Below are 16,402 nucleotides of genomic sequence, written 5' to 3'. Positions count from 1 at the left end.
CGACCGCACCACCTTCTCGATCGCGTCCGCAGCCAGCACCGCCAACCGCTCCGCCGGAGCGATCACGACCTCCATCAGACCCTCGCCTCCTCGGGCACCGTCCGGTGCTCCACCGCGACCACGTCGCCCGACTCGACCGAGCGGTACGCCGCGTCGATCACGGCGAGCGACGCGCGCGCCTCCTCGATCCCGTAGTCGGGCCGCTCCCCGGCGAGGACCGCGCCGACCACGTGCCGCAGGTACGCCGCCGCGGCGACCTGGCCCGCGTCGGCGGCGACCGTCGTGCGACCGTCCGCGCCGAACCGCGCGACGGCGGGGGCGTCGTCGTCCGCGACGGCGTGGCCGTGCGACCCGAGCAGCCGCACCGACGACGTGGTGGGCGTCCCGCCGGGCGCGAACGGGACGCGGCCGAGGGTGATCGTCGCGGTCACGCCGCGCTCCAGCTCGAGCGTGACGACCGCCGTGTCCTCGACCCCGGCCTCGCGGTGCGGCTCCAGGAAGAGCGACCCCGCGAAGGCGTGCACCTCGACCGTGCGGAGCCCGGTGAGGTGGTGCGCCGCGTCGGCGCAGTAGCCGAGGAAGTTCAGCAGCTCGCCGCCCCCGGAGAGCGCGCGGTCCACGACGAGGCCCGGGCGCTCGACCGACGTCGCGAAGTGCGCGCCGGAGGCGAAGAACTCGAGGTCCAGGTGGCGCGGCAGGCCCACGTGGCCGGCGTCGACCCACGCGCGCAGACGGCGCAGCGCGGGCGCGTGCGTGCGGTTCACGACGGCGCACGTGCGCCCCGTGCGGGCGGCGACGGCGACGAGGCGGTCGGCGTCGGCGAGCGTCGTCGCGACGGGCTTGTCGACGAGCACGTCGAGGCCCGCCTCCAGCAGCGCGGCGGCGAGGCGCGCGTGCCGGGTCGGCTCGGCGCACACGACGACGAGGTCGACCGCGCTGCCCAGGGCCTCCGCGACCGCCGCCACGTCGGCGACCTCGGCGTAGGGCACCCCGGCGCGCTCGGCGACGGCGCGCGAGTCGTCGCGCACCCAGCCGGGCGCGTCCGCCTCCTCGACGACGCCGACGATCTCGACGCGGTCGTCGGCGGCGAGGATGCGCAGGTAGTCGGCCGCGTGCCGCACGGCCGACGCGAACGCGACGCGCAGGGTCGCGCTCATGCGGCCACCCCCGTGGTCGCGTAGCCGGGCACGTCGGCGACGCGCTCGCGTCGCCCGGAGACGAGCGAGCGCTGCGCGGCGAGCGCGGTCGCGAGCGCGGCGCGCACCTGCGGCGTCGTGACGACGGGCGCCGCGTCGCCGTGCACCACGTCGAGCCAGTGCGCGAGCTGGATCCCCAGCGCGCCCTCGACGGAGACGGGCGGGGCGGTCGTGGCGTCGGAGTGCAGGCCGTCCTCCTCGGTGGTCGAGTGCGCGAGCGTCCCCTCGGTCCCCACGAGCACGACCCGGCGCACGAGCTCGCCGCGGCGGCGCAGCGCGTAGCAGAGCTCGAGCGTGGCGAGCGCGCCCGACGCCGTGCGGAGCTGCACGTGGAACGAGTCGGGCGACTCCATCTCGGGCGAGAACGTGCGGAAGCCGCGCGCGAAGACCTCGACCGGCTCGTCGTCGAGCAGCCACGTCGCGAGGTCCATGATGTGGGTGCCGTTGTGCACGGGGTGACCGCCCGACAGCTCGGGGTCGAGCTGCCAGCCGCGCCACCCGGCGGGCCACGCGTGCCCCGTGTACCAGGAGACGTGCGCGAGCCGCGGGGTGCCGATCTCGCCCCGGCGGGCCGCGGCGGCGAGCGCCGTCACGGCAGGCTGGAAGCGCACGGTCTGCCCGACGACGAGCGTCGTGCCCCGGCCCTCGGTCGCCGCGACCATGGCGTCGAGGTCGGGCAGCGACAGCGCCGCCGGCTTCTCGACCTGGACGTGCTTGCCCGCCTCGCCGGCCGCGACCGTGTCGCGCGCGTGGGCGGGTGTCGCGGTGACGACGTCGACCGCGTGGACGGCGTCGTCGTCGAGCGCCTCGTCGAGGGACGTCGTGGCGCGGGCGCCGGGCACGAGCGCGGCGAGCGCCCGGGCCCGCGCGAGGTCGTGCCCCACGACCCACCGCACGTCCGCGCGGGGCAGCCCGGCGAGCGCGGCGACGTGCTCGCGCGCGAACGCGCCGATGCCGACGACGGCGACGCCGACGGGCGGGCGTGCGGGCGCCTGGGCACGGGCGGGTGCGGGTCTCACGCCGTGGTCACCCCGAGCGCGCGGTCGATCGGCTCGTAGTGCGAGACGACCGCGGCGCGGAACGCCTCGACGTCGCCGGCCTCGGCGGCGTCGAGCATCTCGCCGTGCGCGCGGGCGGTCTGGTCGAGGTCGGCCGCGACGGAGATGCCGAGCTTGGGCACCACGGCGGTGTGGACGTCCCAGAACGCGGCGACGAGCTGGCCGACGAGCGAGTTGTCGAGGCGCGCGAGCAGGCCCGTGTGGAACGCGCGGTCCTGCTTGGGGAAGCTCAGCCCGTCGGCCGCGGCGGCCACCATCTCGTCCACGAGGGCGTGCAGCTCGGGGTTCGAGGTCCCGGCCAGGCTGGCGACGATGACGTCCGCCATGGCGAGGTCGAGCGCCTGGCGGATCTCGACGACGTCGCGCAGCGCCCGCAGGTCGTCGCCGGGGGAGAGCACCCCGCGGAACACGAGCGCCTCGACGAGCGCGTCCAGGGACATGTTGCCGACGAACGTGCCGTGCCCGTGCCGGACCTCGACGATGTCGAGCGTCGACAGGGTGCGGATCGCCTCGCGCACGCTCGACCTGGACACGCCCAGGTGCTCGCAGAGCTCCGCCTCGGTCGGCAGCGGGTCCCCGGGGCGCAGCCCCTCGCCGAGGATGAAGTCCTTGATCCGGTCGGCGGTGGTGGTGCGCCGGGGAGCGGTCGCGCCGGGTCCGCCGTCGCGGGACGCGTCGAGCGTGCTGAAGCTCCTGCGCCGTGGTGTCGCCATCTTGACCCCTTCGGTTTCTGGTCCTAGTGTCATGCTACACAACGTCAGACATCAGACATCTTCTCTCCGGAACGATGTCGGTCTCATGTCAGGAGAACCAATGAAGCTTCACGTCAGCTCACCTCCCCGCAGGGGAGTCGCTGCGGTCGCCGCGGGCGTCGTGCTCGCGCTCGGCCTCGCGGCGTGCTCCGGTGGGGGCGCTGCGCAGGACGAACCGACCGAGGGCAGCGCCGCCCAGGGCGAGATCGACCCCGACGCCGTGATCGAGGCGGGCATCTCGTACTCCCTCTCCGGTGGCTTCGACCCGATGATCACCACCGGTGCCGTGACAGTAGCGGCCAACTGGCACGTGTTCGAGGGACTCACCGAGCTCGACCCCGCGACGCGCGAGGTCTACCCCGCGCTCGGCACCGACCTCCCCGCCCCGGTCGACGAGACGCACTACGAGGTGGACCTCCGCGAGGGCGCGGTCTTCCACGACGGCACGCCCGTCACCGTCGACGACGTCGTCTACAGCTTCGACCGCGTGCTCGACCCGGCCAACGAGTCGCTCTACGCCGGCTTCATCGACTTCCTCGAGTCCGTCACCCCCGTCGACGACGACACGGTCTCGATCAACCTCAAGTACCCCTTCAGCCTCGTGCCCGAGCGCCTCTCGGTCGTCAAGATCGTCCCGAAGGCCCTCGTCGAGTCCGACTACGAGGCGTTCAACGCGCTGCCCGTCGGCACCGGACCGTTCAAGATGAGCCAGGCCACGCCCGACGACAAGATCACGTTCGAGCGCTTCGACGGCTACACCGGCACCCGCCCCGCGCTGGCCGCCGGCCTCGTGTGGAACCTGCTCTCCGACCCCGCCGCACGCGTCACCGCGATGAGCTCCGGCACCGTCAGCGCGATCGAGGACGTCCCCTACATCGACGTCCCGACGCTCGAGGGCACCGTGGACGTCGAGTCCGTCCAGTCGTTCGGCACGCTCTTCATGATGTTCAACACGGACCTGCCCCCGTTCGACGACGTCCGCGTGCGCCAGGCGTTCTTCTACGCGCTCGACATGGACAAGATCATCGACAACGGCCTGCTCGGCAACGGCGCGGCGGCCACGAGCTTCCTCCCGCAGAGCCACCCCAACTTCCACGAGGCGTCCACGGTCTACTCCTACGACCCGGACAAGGCCAAGGCGCTGCTCGCCGAGGCCGGGGTGAGCGACCTGTCGATCACCCTCATGACGACCGACACCGGCTGGGTCGCGGACATCGCCCCGCTCATCAAGGAGAACCTCGACGCGATCGGCGTCGACACGACGCTCGACATCGGCCAGTCCGGCGGCCAGTACACCAAGGTCGACAACGGCGACCTGCAGGTCATGGTCGCGCCGGGCGACCCGTCGGTGTTCGGCAACGACCCCGACCTGCTCATGCGCTGGTGGTACGGCGACAACGTGTGGTCGCAGTCGCGCTACCGCTGGAACGACGACCCGAAGTTCGCCGAGCTCCAGACGATCCTCGACGCCGCCGTGCGCACGTCCGGCGACGAGCAGCAGGAGCTGTGGAACCAGGCGTTCGACCTGATCTCCGACGAGGTGCCGCTCTACCCGCTGCTGCACCGCCAGCTCCCGACCGCGTGGGACGGCTCCACGCTCTCCGGGTTCTCGCCCCTGCCGATCACCGGCCTGTCGTTCCTCGACGCCGGCCTCGTCAAGTAGCCGCGGGCCCGTAGCCCTCGGCGCCGACCGGCTCCGGCCGTCTCGCCGGTCCCCTCGCCCGTCCCCCTCGGGGCGAGGGGACCGGTACCCGCCCGGCACCCAGAACGGACAGACCATGCACCGCACCCCCGACGCACCGGGAGGCCGACCGTGAGCGCACTGCTGCGACTCGTCGGACGCCGCCTCCTGCAGCTGCCGATCATGATCCTCGGCATCACGTTCCTCGTGTTCCTCGTGATGTCGTTCTCGCAGGTCGACCCGGCGATCCAGGCCCTCGGCGAGGGCGCGTCCGTCGAGGCGCGCGAGGCGTACCGCGAGGCCAACGGCCTGAACGACCCGCTCCTCGTCCGGTACGTCGCGTTCCTCGGCGGCCTGCTGCACGGCGACCTCGGCACGTTCAGCGCACGCCAGGTGCCCGTCGCCGACGAGGTCGCGCGCGCCCTGCCCATCACGCTCCAGCTCACGCTCATGGGCCTCGTCATCGCCGTGGTGCTCGCCCTCGTCATGGGCATCCTCGCGGCGCTCTACCGCGACCGCTGGCCGGACAAGGCGATCCGCGTCGTGTCCGTCGCGTCGCTCGCGACGCCGTCGTTCTGGCTCGCCGTGCTGCTCATCCAGGTCGTCACGCTCGGGGCCGGGTGGCTCCCCGCGAGCGGACCGTTGCCGGACCCGTCCGAGGACCTCGGCGGCTACCTCGCCCGCATGGCTCTGCCCGCGATCGCGCTCGCGATCCCCGTCGTCGGCCAGCTCACGCGCGTCGTGCGCACGTCGGTCGTGGAGGAGCTCGACAAGGACTACGTCCGCACCGCGATCGGCGCGGGCATCCCGCGGCACGTCGTCGTCGGGCGCAACGTGCTGCGCAACGCGCTCATCACGCCGATCACGGTGCTCGGCCTGCGCGTCGGCTACCTCATCGGCGGCGCCGTCGTCATCGAGATCATCTTCGCGCTGCCCGGCATGGGCACGCTCATCCTCAACGGCGTCACCAACAACGAGCCCAACCTCGTGCAGGGCGTGACCCTCACCGTGGCGCTCGCCTTCGTGCTCATCAACATCGTGGTCGACATGCTCTACGTGCTCGTCAACCCGCGGATCAGGACGGTGTGACGTGCGCCGACAGCTCACCGAACGGCTCTCGACCCCCGGGATGCGCCTGCGCGCGCTGCCCCTCGGGTCCACGATCTCCCTCGCGTTCGTGCTCCTCGTGGCGCTCGCGGCCGTCCTCGCGCCGCTCGTCACGAGCCACGACCCGCTCGCCACCGGCACGCCCGTCCAGCCGCCCAGCGCGGAGAACTGGTTCGGCACCGACCGCCAGGGCCGCGACATCTTCTCCCGCGTGGTCTACGGCGCGCGGTACTCGCTCGTCATCGGCCTCGGGGCGACGGCCATCGCGCTCGCCGCGGCGGCCGTGCTCGGCTCGGTCGCGGCGACCGCGCGCAAGAGCGTCTCCGAGACCCTCATGCGCGTCCTCGACATCATCATGTCGTTCCCCGGCATCGCGCTCGCGGCCGTGTTCGTCTCCGTCTTCGGCCGGTCGCTGCCCGTGCTCGTGCTGACGATCGCGTTCCTCTACACGCCGCAGCTCACGCGCGTCGTCCGGGCCAACATCCTCGACCAGTACGGCGAGGACTACGTCGCGGCCACGCGGGTCATGGGCGCGCGCACGGCCTGGATCCTCGCCAAGCACGTCGCGCGCAACTGCGCGGCGCCCGTGCTCGTGTTCACCACGGTGCTCGTCGCCGACGCGATCGTCTTCGAGGCGTCCCTGTCGTTCATCCAGGCGGGCGTGCCCGACCCGGAGCCGTCGTGGGGCAACATCATCGCCGCGGGCCGCGACCTCGTCATGGGCGGGTACTGGTGGGCGACGTTCTTCCCCGGCCTGGCGATCATGCTCACCGTCCTGTGCCTCAACATCCTGTCCGAGGGCATGACCGACGCGATGGTCGCGGCCCCCCGCGCGACCCGCGCCACCCCGGCGAAGGCCGTCGCGACGGACTCGGACGACGCCGCGGTGGCCGCGGAGCTCACGGCCATGGACGCCGACGAGCCGGTCGAGACCGCGGACGAGGACCGCCTCGCCGAGTCGGAGCCGGTCGTGCAGGACGTCGAGCCGGAGGTCCGGCACGTCGGCCGCGAGGTCCCGCTCGCCGCACGCCTCGCGACGCTCCGCGCGGCCGAGGCGGCGCGGACCGACCGCCCCGTGTACGACGGCGACGCCGAGCCCCTGCTCGAGGTGCGCAACCTGTCCATCCGCTTCCCGCGCCACGGGGACGTCGCGGTCGTCGACGACGTGTCGTTCTCCGTGCGGCCCGGCGAGACGATGGCGCTGGTCGGCGAGTCCGGCTGCGGCAAGTCGATCACGTCGCTCGCCGTCATGGGCCTGCTGGACCCGTCGGCGCAGGTCAGCGGCGAGATCCGCTACGGGGGCAAGGACCTGCTCGCGATGGGCAACCGCGAGCGTGCGTCGCTGCGCGGCACCGAGATCGCGATGATCTATCAGGACGCGCTGAGCTCGCTCAACCCGTCGATGCTCATCCGGTCGCAGATGAAGCAGCTCACGCGCCGCGGCGGCACGCGCACGGCCGAGGAGCTCCTCGAGCTCGTGGGCCTCGACCCGCAGCGCACGCTCAAGAGCTACCCGCACGAGCTCTCCGGCGGGCAGCGCCAGCGCGTGCTCATCGCCATGGCCCTCACGCGCGACCCGAAGCTGGTCATCGCGGACGAGCCGACGACGGCGCTCGACGTCACCGTCCAGGCCCAGGTCGTCGCGCTGCTCGACGAGCTGCGCCACAAGCTCGGGTTCGCGATGGTGTTCGTCAGCCATGACCTCGCGCTCGTCGCGCAGATCGCGCACCGCATCACGGTCATGTACGCGGGCCAGGTCGTCGAGCAGGCGCCGACGAGCGAGCTGCTCACCGACCCCCGCCACGAGTACACGCAGGGCCTCCTCGGCGCGGTGCTCTCGATCGAGCAGCGCTCCACGCGCCTGCACCAGATCCCCGGCACCGTCCCGTCGCCGCGCGACTTCCCGACGGGCGACCGGTTCGCGCCGCGCTCGTCGCGCCCCGACCGCGGTCTCGACGTGCGGCCCGTGCTGCGCGCCGTGGACGCCGACGGGCAGCACCTCGTCGCGACGCCGCCGGACGAGCCGGTCGGCGCCGTCGCGGGCGGTGGCCACGCCCCGATCACCACCGGAGGGACGCGATGAGCGCCACCGACCAGACCCCGACCGCCGCGGAGCGGGGGGCCGCGACCGACCACGACACCCCCGTCGTCGAGCTGCGCGGCGTGCACGTCGTCTTCAAGGCCCGTACGGGCACGCTCTTCCAGGCCCACCGGGTGCACGCCGTGAACGACGTCAGCGTCGCGGTCCGCCGCGGCAGCACGCTCGGGATCGTCGGCGAGTCCGGCTCGGGCAAGTCGACCATGGCGAAGGTGCTCGTCGGGCTGCAGGCCCCGACGTCGGGCGAGATCCGCTTCCGCGGGCAGCCGGTCGACACGTACACGACGCGCGTGCGGCGCGACGTCGGGCGGGTGGTGTCCGTCGTCTTCCAGGACCCGGCCACCGCGCTCAACGCCCGCATGCGCGTGCGGGACGCCCTGCGGGACCCGCTCGACGTGCACCGCGTGGGCGACGCGGCGTCGCGCGAGGCGCGCGTCCGCGAGCTCGTGCACCTCGTCGGGCTGCCGGAGTCGGCGCTCGACGCGCTGCCCGGCCAGCTCTCGGGCGGGCAGCGCCAGCGCGTCGCCATCGCGCGCGCCCTCGCGCTCGCGCCGGACGTGATCGTCGCCGACGAGCCCACGTCCGCGCTGGACGTGTCCGTGCGGGCCCAGATCCTCAACCTGCTCGCCGACCTCAAGGCCGAGCTCGACCTGGGGATGGTCTTCATCTCGCACGACATCCAGACGGTGCGCCACGTCTCCGACGAGATCGTCGTCATGCAGGGCGGCCGCATCGTCGAGTCCGGCCCCGCCGCGCGCGTGCTCGACGACCCCCAGGACGACTACACCCGCACCCTGCTCGCCGCGGCTCCGGCGCTCCTGTGAGCGCTGCCAAGCGCCCCGCGCCGGGCACCACCCAGACCGCAACACCGCTGAACCCAGAACCGGAGCTCCTCGTGACCACCCCCACCTTCCACGGGATCGTCCCGCCCGTCCTCACCCCCCTCACGACCGACGGGGAGGTCGACGTCGCGTCGCTCGAGCGTCTCGTGGACCACCTCGTCACCGAGGGCGTGCACGGCGTCTTCGTGCTCGGGTCGACCGGCGAGGTCGCCTACCTCACCGACGCGCAGCGCGACCTCGTGGTCCGCACGGTGGTCCGCGCCGCCGCCGGCCGGGTCCCCGTCATGGGCGGCGCGATCGACCTCACGACGCCGCGCGTCGTCGAGCAGGCGAAGGCGCTCGCGGCCGCCGGGGCGGACGCGGTCGTCGCGACCGCGCCCGTCTACGCGCTCAACGACCTCGACGAGATCGAGCGCCACCTGCGGGCCGTCGCGGCCGCCGTGGACGTCCCCGTGTTCGCCTACGACATCCCCGTGCGCGTGCGCACCAAGCTCCCGGCCGACCTGCTCGTGCGCCTCGGCTCCGAGGGCGTCCTCGCGGGCGTGAAGGACTCGTCCGGGGACGACGTCGCGTTCCGCCGGCTCGTCGCCGCCAACGCGGCGGCCGGCTCGCCCCTCGCCCTGTTCACGGGGCACGAGGTCGTCGTCGACGGGATGCTGCTCCTCGGCGCCGACGGCGTGGTCCCCGGTCTCGCGAACGTCGACGCGGGCGGCTACGTGCGCCTGTGGGACCTCGCCCAGGCCGGGAAGTGGGACGATGCCCGGGTGGAGCAGGACCGCATCGCCGCGCTGTTCGAGATCGTGTTCCAGGCGCGCGGCCGCTCGGGCGACGCCGCGGGCGTCGGGGCGTTCAAGGTCGCCGCGCAGCGCCAGGGCCTCATCGACACCGCCACCATGGCGTTCCCGGTCGAGGCGCTGGACGGCGAGGTCGCCGACCGCGTCGAGGAGATCACGCGCGCCGCGGGGCTCCTGCGTGGCTGACGCCACCCCGGACGCCGCCGCGCCGACGGTCGTCGTCGGCGTCGACCTCGGCGGCACCAAGACGGCCGCGGCGACCGTCGCGGCCGACGGGACCCTCGGTCCCGTGCTCGCCGTGCCGACCCCGGCCGCGGCCGGCCCCGACGCGGTGCTCGACGCCGTCGCCGGGGTCGTGCGCGAGGTCGTCGCCGCGCTGCCGGGCGCGGCGCGCCTCCGCGCGCTCGGGGTCGGCACGGCCGGAGTGGTGGACGTCGGTCGCGGTGTGATCGTCTCGGCCACCGACACCCTGCCCGGGTGGCCCGGGACCGACGTCGCGGGCGGCCTGCGCCGTCGGCTCGCCGACCTCGCCGTGCTCGTGCCCGAGGGATCGCCCGGGGACGGGACCGCACTGCCCGTGTTCGTCGAGAACGACGTCGACGCGCACGCCGCCGGTGAGGTCTGGCTCGGCGCGGCCGCCGGGGCGCGCAGCGCGCTGCTCGTCGCGGTCGGGACGGGCGTCGGGGGCGCCGTCGTGCTCGACGGGCGTCCCCTGCGCGGGGCGCACCACGTCGCCGGGGAACTGGGCCACGTGCCGGTCCCCGGCGCGGAGCTCCTGCGCTGCCCGTGCGGCCGGGCCGGCCACCTCGAGGCGATCGGCGCGGGACCGGCGATCCACCGTCGCTACCTCGCGCTCGGCGGCGACGCGGCGAGCCCGGACACGCGCGACGTCGTCGCGCGCGCGGAGGCCGGCGACGAGCTCGCCGCGTCGGTGGTGCGGGACGCGGCGCGGGCCGTGGGCCGTGCGGTCGCCGGGGTCGTGACCGTGCTCGACCCGGAGGTCGTCGTGGTCGGCGGCGGTCTGGCGGGCGCGGGCGACCTGTGGTGGTCGGCGCTGGAGGACGCGCTGCGCGCCGAGGTCGTCGACGTGCTCGCCGACCTCCCGTTGCGGCCCGCGACGCTCGGCAACGCGGCGGCGATCGTCGGGGCGGCGCGCGGAGCGTGGAGCCTCGTCGGCCCGTCCGACGACGAGCACGGGGCGGGACTCGGCGGGCTGCCCGAGACGATCCACCGAGAGAGGACGACGGCATGACCGGACCCCACGAGGCGCGGACGCGCTGGACGCGCGAGCGCGTCCTCGGCGCGATGCGTGGACGACTCACCGTCTCGTGCCAGGCCTACCCCGGCGAACCTCTGCGCGACCCGCGCACGACCGCCCAGATGGCGCGCGCCGTCGTCGCCGGGGGAGCGGCCGCGGTGCGCGCGCAGGGTCTGGACGACGTCGCGGCGGTCGTCGCCGCGGTGGACGTGCCCGTCGTCGGGCTGTGGAAGGACGGCGACGGCGGCGTCTTCATCACCCCGACGCTGCGGCACGCCCGCGCCGTGGCCGACGCGGGGGCGCACGTCGTCGCGCTCGACGGCACGCGCCGGCCCCGGCCCGACGGGCTCACGCTCGCCGAGACCGTGGCGGGCCTGCGGGAGACGGCCGACGTGCTCGTCATGGCGGACTGCGGGTCGCTCGACGACGCGCTCGCCGCGCAGGACGCAGGCGTGGACCTGCTCGGCACGACGCTCGCCGGGTACACGGGCGAGCGGCCGAAGACCTCCGGACCGGACCTCGAGCTCGTCGACGAGGTGGTCGCGGCGTGCTCGCTGCCCGTCGTCGTCGAGGGTCGTGTCCACAGCCCTGCGCAGGCCGCCGAGGCGATGGCCCGGGGTGCGTTCAGCGTGTGCGTCGGCACGGCGATCACCCACCCCACGACGATCACGTCCTGGTTCGCGGAGGCGATCCCGACGCGCCACTGAGTCGTCCGCACGACCCCTTGACAGCGCAAAGTCGTGATGCCCTACGTTCGGGCGCGACGCGCCGGGCGGGCGCGCCGAGCCGTCAGGGGGACACGACATGGCATCACCGCACGACGACCTCGAGCCGGCGGGGTACGCCGAGCTGCTGACCGACCTCAAGGCGCGCGTGCGCGCGACGCAGTTCCACGCCGCACGTGCCGCGAACACCGAGGTGCTACGGCTGTACTGGTCGATCGGCCACGACATCCTCGAGCGCCAGCGCACCGCGGGCTGGGGGTCGAAGGTCGTCGACCGACTTGCTTCAGACCTGCAGCGCGAGTTCCCTGACCAGCGCGGCTGGTCGCGTCGCAACCTGCTCTACATGCGTACTTTCGCGCTCACGTGGCCGGACGCGGGATTTGTGCAACAGCCTGTTGCACAACTTCCGTGGGGCCACGTCACGGTGCTCCTGAGTCGTCTGAAGACCACCGACGACCGCGACTGGTACGCCGAGCGCTCCGCGGTCGAGGGCTGGTCGCGCGGGATGCTCGAGTACCACATCAAGCTGGACCTGCGCCGTGCTCTCGGCGCCGCGCCGACGAACTTCGCGGGTGCGCTCGACGCGGCGGACTCGGAGCTCGCGCAGGCGATGGTCAAGGACCCCTACGTCTTCGAGCACCTGGGCCTCGTGCGGACCCGTGCCGAGCGCGAGGTCGAGCAAGCGCTCATGGACCGACTCCAGGACACGATGCTCGAGCTCGGGCGCGGGATGGCGTTCGTCGGGCGGCAGGTGCGGCTCACCGTCCCCGACGACGAGAGCGACGCCGTCGACGAGTTCTTCGTCGACCTGCTGTTCTTCCACGTCGAGCAGCTGCGCTACGTCGTCGTCGAGCTGAAGGTCGGGGAGTTCGAGCCCGCCCACCTCGGTCAGCTCGGTACCTACGTCGCGATCGTCGACGACCAGTACCGCCGGCACGAGATCCACGCCCCGACCGTCGGGATCCTGCTCTGCACGGGCAGGAGCGGCGCCGTCGTCCGCTACTCGCTGGCGAGCACGAACGCGCCCGTCGCGGTCGCGGACCTCCAGGGGTTGCCCGACGAGGCGCGCGGGGCGCTGCCGAGCGTGGCGGAGCTCCAGGCGGTGGTCGCGGACGAGCTCGAGCAGCGCTCGTGAACGGGACCCGCGCGGGCGTGCGCCGACGAGGGCGTGTCGTCAGGCGCGACCCGTGCGCTCGAGGACGCCGCGCACGTAGGCGGCCTGGCCAGCGTGCTCGAGGCTGTCCACGGCGATGCTCACGAGCCGGACGCCGAGCGTGACGGGCGGGTCCCACGCCTCGTCGACGACGCGGTCGAGGTCGTCGTCGGTCAGCGCGGCGAGCACGTCGTGGGACTCGACCTGGACGGCGTGCACGTAGCCGAGCAGGAGGTCGTCGCTCGCCCGCACATGGCCGACGTCGGCGGCGGACTGCCCGTACCCCGTCGCGCGGTCGTCGAACGGCAGGTCGAACCGGCGTGCCCAGCCGTCGCGCGTCCACACCTGCTCCCGCCCGACGGCGGCGGCGACCTGCGCGTCCTGGCCGCGGGCGAGGTGCCACGCCAGCCAGGCGATCGTGTTCGCGCCGGGGTCGACGCGCGCGGTCAGCGCGTCCTCCCCCAGCCCGTCGACGGCGCGGGTCGTCGTCGGTCCGATCCGGCCGAACAGGTCCTCCAGCACCGTGCGCGCGTCCACGTCTCTCCCTCTCGTCGTCGGCCACCGTCCCCAGCAGCCTCCGACGACCCGCGTCCGGTCGCGACCCGAACGGCACCCCGATCGAGGAGCCGACGACCGTCCCCGCCGTACGCCCTGCTCGACGTGCCGGCGCGCGTCCGCGATCCGGTCGGGCGGGGACCCGCGGTGCTCCGGCGTGCCGCTCAGGGAGGGGTCAGGGCCACGACCAGGGCGTTCCCGGATCCGCCGGGGCGAGCCGACGTGGTTCGGTGCCGTCATGACCGCCACCCGGAGCGTCCGCCCCGCGCCCGTCGTGCCCCGCGCCCCCGGCGCGCGCACCGCCGTCGCGACGCTGACGCTCACGTCGCTCGCCGTCGCGGCGTTCGCCGTCCTGCCGTACCTCACGGCGTCCCTCCCCGCGCTGGCCCGCGACGACGTCGGGCTCGCCGCCGCGTACGCCGGCGCGCCCGGGTTCGTGCTCGGCGCGTTCTACGCCCACGTGGTCGCGGGTGGGGTCGCGCTCGTGTGCGCCCCGTTCCAGCTCTGGGCGGGGCTGCGCCGCCGGCACCCGGCCGTGCACCGCTGGACGGGTCGCGTCTACGTCGCGGCGGTCGCGGTCGGCGGCGTCGCCGGGCTCGTCCTCGTGCCCGTCAACCAGGCCGGGCTCGTCGGGACGCTCGGCTTCGGGGCGCTCGCCGTCCTGTGGCTGTGGACGACGTGGCGCGGCTTCCGCGCCGTCCGTGGCGGCGACGTCGTCGCGCACCAGGACTGGATGACGCGCAGCTTCGCGCTCACCTATGCCGGCGTGACGCTGCGGCTGTGGACGACGGCGCTTGTCGTCGCCCAGGCGCTCGCCCTCGGCGACGCGGTCGACCCCGAGGTCGCGTTCGATCGCGCGTACGCGCTCGCGCCTTTCCTCTCCTGGGTGCCCAACCTCGTCGTCGCCGAGCTGATCGTCAGGCGGCGGCGTGCCCGCCGGGGCGCGACGGCGGTCAGGTCGTCGGGCCGGCCCGCTCAGCGCACGAGCCCCGACTCGTAGGCCGCGACGACGAGCTGGACGCGGTCCCGGCAACCGGTCTTGCGCAGCGACTCCGAGACGTGGGACTTCACGGTCGTCTCGGAGATGAACAGCTCCGCCCCGATCTCGGCGTTCGACAGCCCGCGCGAGACCGCGAGCACGACCTCCCGCTCGCGCGCCGTGAGGTCGTCCACGCCGGGGAACGGGCGGGTCGCGGAGCGTGCCGCGAAGTCACCGACGAGGCGGCGCGTGACGTTCGGTCCGAGCAGCATCGAGCCGTCGGCGACGAGCCGCACCCCCTCCACGAGGCGCGGCGCCGGCACGTCCTTGAGCAGGAACCCGCTCGCGCCGGCGCGCAACGCGTCGTAGACGTACTCGTCGAGGTCGAACGTCGTGAGCACGAGGACGCGCGTGCCCGGGTGCCGCGCCACGAGCTCGCGCGTCGCGGCGAGACCGTCGAGCCGGGGCATGCGCACGTCCACGACGGCGACGTGGGGCTCCACCCGCGCGACGACCTCGAGGAGCTCGTACCCGTCGCCCGCGGACCCGACGACCTCCAACCCGTCCGCCGCGTCGAGGATCGCGGCGAACCCGTGCCGGACGACGGGCTGGTCGTCCGCGACGACGTCGCGCACCGGGGCGTGGAGCGGTCGGGACGCAGGGGCCGCGGCGTCTGCGGACCCTGCGCCGGCCACCCGGCCCGCGTGCGGGCTCACGCGCTCGCCACCGGCGCAGACGCCGCGGGGCTCGCGATCCCGACGAGCAGGATGCGGGCCTCGACCACGAACGTCGCTCCGTCGTCGCCCACGCCGGTCGAGAGCGTCCCGCCCAGGGCCTCGACCCGCTCGCGCATCCCGGCGAGGCCGCGCCCCGTGCCGCCCACCCCGCCCGGCGCCGCGCCCTCGACCGAGTTGCTCACCCGCAGCACCGCCGTCCGGTGCCCGTCCCGGCCGACGACGCGCGCGTCGACCACGACCGGCTTCCCCGGCGCGTGGCGTCGCGCGTTGGTCAGCGCCTCCTGCGCCGCGCGGTAGAGCGCGTAGCCCGGGGCCGCGGGCACGGCGTCGAACCCGCCCGTGAGCGTCACGTCCTGGCCTGCCGCCCGCGCCGCCTCGACCAGCCCGACGACGTCCCCCGCCCCCGGCTGGGGCGCCAGGTCGGGCGCGGCGTCCTCGCTGCGCTGGAGCACCGCGAGCACCTGGCGCAGCTCGCCGAGCGCCTCGCGCGCGTCCGTCGCGATGTCGGCGAGCACGGCGCGCGCGGTGTCGTCGAGCCCCGGGTGCACGTACGGCGCCGACTCCGCGCGCACGGCGACGAGCGAGACGTGGTGCGCGACGACGTCGTGGAGGTCGTGCGCCACGCGCGCCCGCTCCGCGGTGACCGCCTGCGCCTCGGCGGCGCGCCGCGTCGCGACGGCCGCACGACGGGCGTCGGCCCGCCACCGTGTCAGGGTCCCCAGGAGCGCTGCGACGGCGACGACGATCGCGACCCAGACCACGTAGACGAGGGACTTCATCGACCGCTCGACGGTCTCGGGAAGGCGGGTGACCGTGCCGTCCTCAGTCGGCATGTCCGTCGAGACCGCCCAGACGGGCCCCACCGGGAGGAAAGCCACCAGACCGATCCACACGAACGCCGTCGCGATCCCGACGGCGATCAGAGCCGGCGCGAGCGCGCGCCGCCAGCCGTCGACGGCGGCCACGGCCGCGACGCACAGCAGCCCGAGCCACCACCCCCACACGAACGCGCCCGTGAACACGACCGTGGCGAAAGGGAGCGTCGTGAGTGCCGTGCCGAGCACCGGGGAGCGCCGGGCGACGAGCACGCCACCGACCACGCACAGGTCGAGCAGCGGGAGCACCAGCCCCGCGCCGAGCAGCACGTCCCCCGTCAGCCACGGGACGTCCCGCCAGAGCGCGGGGCCCATGGAGTAGCCCCACGTCGGTGTCAGGAGCAGGAAGATCCCCACGACGAGCGCGAGGAACCCCGGCAGCGCCCAGGGCTGGAGCCGGACCCACCGGTCCGACGGGGCGGGCGTGGTGGTCGTGGCGGGAGCGTCCTGCGGCCGAGCGGCGACGGCGTTCATGCCGCCGATCCTCGCGCGCCCGACCCGGCGGCGGCCACCGTCCTGAGAAGGACCCGCCGTCGACCATACGCAGGGTGCCGAACCCTGGATCCCTCCCCATGATCGGCCCGCCGTGAGG

General features: G+C 74.5%; 15 protein-coding genes. 9 read left to right on the top strand and 6 right to left on the bottom strand.

The window, feature by feature from the left end:
- Positions 1-74: 74 nt before the first annotated feature.
- From ACTJIY_RS04325 to ACTJIY_RS04315, 3 genes are read right to left on the bottom strand one after another with little or no spacing between them, the layout of a single operon-like run.
- Positions 75-1,157: a Gfo/Idh/MocA family protein gene (locus ACTJIY_RS04325; RefSeq protein ID WP_440673215.1), complete on the bottom strand. Its 1,083-nt coding sequence runs from the start codon at positions 1,155-1,157 to the stop codon at positions 75-77.
- On the bottom strand, positions 1,154-2,215 hold the full coding sequence (locus ACTJIY_RS04320; RefSeq protein WP_440673216.1) for a Gfo/Idh/MocA family protein: 1,062 nt from the start codon (positions 2,213-2,215) through the stop codon (positions 1,154-1,156). Before ACTJIY_RS04320 ends, ACTJIY_RS04325 begins: the two co-directional genes overlap by 4 nt.
- Positions 2,212-2,967: a FadR/GntR family transcriptional regulator gene (locus ACTJIY_RS04315; RefSeq protein WP_253051725.1), complete on the bottom strand. Its 756-nt coding sequence runs from the start codon at positions 2,965-2,967 to the stop codon at positions 2,212-2,214. The genes ACTJIY_RS04320 and ACTJIY_RS04315 overlap by 4 nt, the downstream gene beginning before the upstream one ends.
- Positions 2,968-3,067: 100 nt before the next feature.
- Here ACTJIY_RS04315 and ACTJIY_RS04310 point away from each other — a divergent pair, with 100 nt between their 5' ends.
- The 8 genes from ACTJIY_RS04310 (at position 3,068) to ACTJIY_RS04275 (ending at position 12,646) form a co-directional block, all read left to right on the top strand.
- Complete coding sequence (locus ACTJIY_RS04310) at positions 3,068-4,669, top strand: ABC transporter substrate-binding protein (RefSeq protein WP_440673217.1); 1,602 nt, start codon at positions 3,068-3,070, stop codon at positions 4,667-4,669.
- A gap of 150 nt (positions 4,670-4,819) precedes the next feature.
- A complete protein-coding gene (locus ACTJIY_RS04305; RefSeq protein WP_064316380.1) occupies positions 4,820-5,776 on the top strand; it encodes an ABC transporter permease in 957 nt (318 codons plus the stop codon).
- A gap of 1 nt (position 5,777) precedes the next feature.
- On the top strand, positions 5,778-7,877 hold the full coding sequence (locus tag ACTJIY_RS04300; protein ID WP_440673218.1) for a dipeptide/oligopeptide/nickel ABC transporter permease/ATP-binding protein: 2,100 nt from the start codon (positions 5,778-5,780) through the stop codon (positions 7,875-7,877).
- Positions 7,874-8,716, top strand: coding sequence for an ABC transporter ATP-binding protein (locus ACTJIY_RS04295; RefSeq protein WP_353707042.1), 843 nt, complete (start codon positions 7,874-7,876; stop codon positions 8,714-8,716). The genes ACTJIY_RS04300 and ACTJIY_RS04295 overlap by 4 nt, the downstream gene beginning before the upstream one ends.
- A 71-nt stretch (positions 8,717-8,787) precedes the next feature.
- Positions 8,788-9,714, top strand: coding sequence for a dihydrodipicolinate synthase family protein (locus ACTJIY_RS04290; RefSeq protein WP_353707043.1), 927 nt, complete (start codon positions 8,788-8,790; stop codon positions 9,712-9,714).
- Positions 9,707-10,780, top strand: a complete 1,074-nt coding sequence (locus ACTJIY_RS04285; protein ID WP_440673219.1) for an ROK family protein — start codon at positions 9,707-9,709, stop codon at positions 10,778-10,780. Before ACTJIY_RS04290 ends, ACTJIY_RS04285 begins: the two co-directional genes overlap by 8 nt.
- A complete protein-coding gene (locus ACTJIY_RS04280; protein ID WP_253051731.1) occupies positions 10,777-11,493 on the top strand; it encodes an N-acetylmannosamine-6-phosphate 2-epimerase in 717 nt (238 codons plus the stop codon). Before ACTJIY_RS04285 ends, ACTJIY_RS04280 begins: the two co-directional genes overlap by 4 nt.
- 97 nt (positions 11,494-11,590) lie before the next feature.
- A complete protein-coding gene (locus ACTJIY_RS04275) occupies positions 11,591-12,646 on the top strand; it encodes a PDDEXK nuclease domain-containing protein (protein WP_440673220.1) in 1,056 nt (351 codons plus the stop codon).
- Between the two features lie 39 nt (positions 12,647-12,685).
- Here ACTJIY_RS04275 and ACTJIY_RS04270 read toward each other — a convergent pair whose 3' ends face one another.
- A complete protein-coding gene (locus ACTJIY_RS04270; protein ID WP_264030947.1) occupies positions 12,686-13,201 on the bottom strand; it encodes a mycothiol transferase in 516 nt (171 codons plus the stop codon).
- Between the two features lie 256 nt (positions 13,202-13,457).
- On the opposite strand from ACTJIY_RS04270, the gene ACTJIY_RS04265 reads away from it, so the two are divergent.
- Entirely contained in the window at positions 13,458-14,219 is a 762-nt protein-coding gene (locus ACTJIY_RS04265; protein WP_440673221.1) for a DUF2306 domain-containing protein, read from the top strand.
- Here the strand turns inward: ACTJIY_RS04265 and ACTJIY_RS04260 are convergent.
- Positions 14,195-14,833, bottom strand: a complete 639-nt coding sequence (locus ACTJIY_RS04260; protein WP_440673222.1) for a response regulator — start codon at positions 14,831-14,833, stop codon at positions 14,195-14,197. The genes ACTJIY_RS04265 and ACTJIY_RS04260 overlap by 25 nt on opposite strands.
- Before the next feature lie 77 nt (positions 14,834-14,910).
- Positions 14,911-16,284, bottom strand: coding sequence for a sensor histidine kinase (locus ACTJIY_RS04255; protein WP_440673223.1), 1,374 nt, complete (start codon positions 16,282-16,284; stop codon positions 14,911-14,913).
- Positions 16,285-16,402 lie beyond the last annotated feature (118 nt).

This window comes from Cellulosimicrobium sp. 22598, from assembly GCF_052044445.1.
In the GTDB taxonomy this organism is placed as follows: domain Bacteria; phylum Actinomycetota; class Actinomycetes; order Actinomycetales; family Cellulomonadaceae; genus Cellulosimicrobium; species Cellulosimicrobium cellulans_G.
The sequence above is the reverse complement of the archived record's forward strand: the minus strand, read 5'-3'. Positions and strand labels throughout refer to the sequence as shown.

Excerpts from the sequence above, each read along its gene's own strand:
- ACTJIY_RS04325 (WP_440673215.1), bottom strand. The coding sequence starts at position 1,157 with ATGAGCGCGACCCTGCGCGTCGCGTTCGCGTCGGCCGTGCGGCACGCG.
- ACTJIY_RS04315 (WP_253051725.1), bottom strand. The coding sequence starts at position 2,967 with ATGGCGACACCACGGCGCAGGAGCTTCAGCACGCTCGACGCGTCCCGC.
- ACTJIY_RS04295 (WP_353707042.1), top strand. The coding sequence starts at position 7,874 with ATGAGCGCCACCGACCAGACCCCGACCGCCGCGGAGCGGGGGGCCGCG.
- ACTJIY_RS04310 (WP_440673217.1), top strand. The coding sequence starts at position 3,068 with ATGAAGCTTCACGTCAGCTCACCTCCCCGCAGGGGAGTCGCTGCGGTC.
- ACTJIY_RS04255 (WP_440673223.1), bottom strand. The coding sequence starts at position 16,284 with ATGAACGCCGTCGCCGCTCGGCCGCAGGACGCTCCCGCCACGACCACC.
- ACTJIY_RS04280 (WP_253051731.1), top strand. The coding sequence starts at position 10,777 with ATGACCGGACCCCACGAGGCGCGGACGCGCTGGACGCGCGAGCGCGTC.
- ACTJIY_RS04275 (WP_440673220.1), top strand. The coding sequence starts at position 11,591 with ATGGCATCACCGCACGACGACCTCGAGCCGGCGGGGTACGCCGAGCTG.
- ACTJIY_RS04265 (WP_440673221.1), top strand. The coding sequence starts at position 13,458 with ATGACCGCCACCCGGAGCGTCCGCCCCGCGCCCGTCGTGCCCCGCGCC.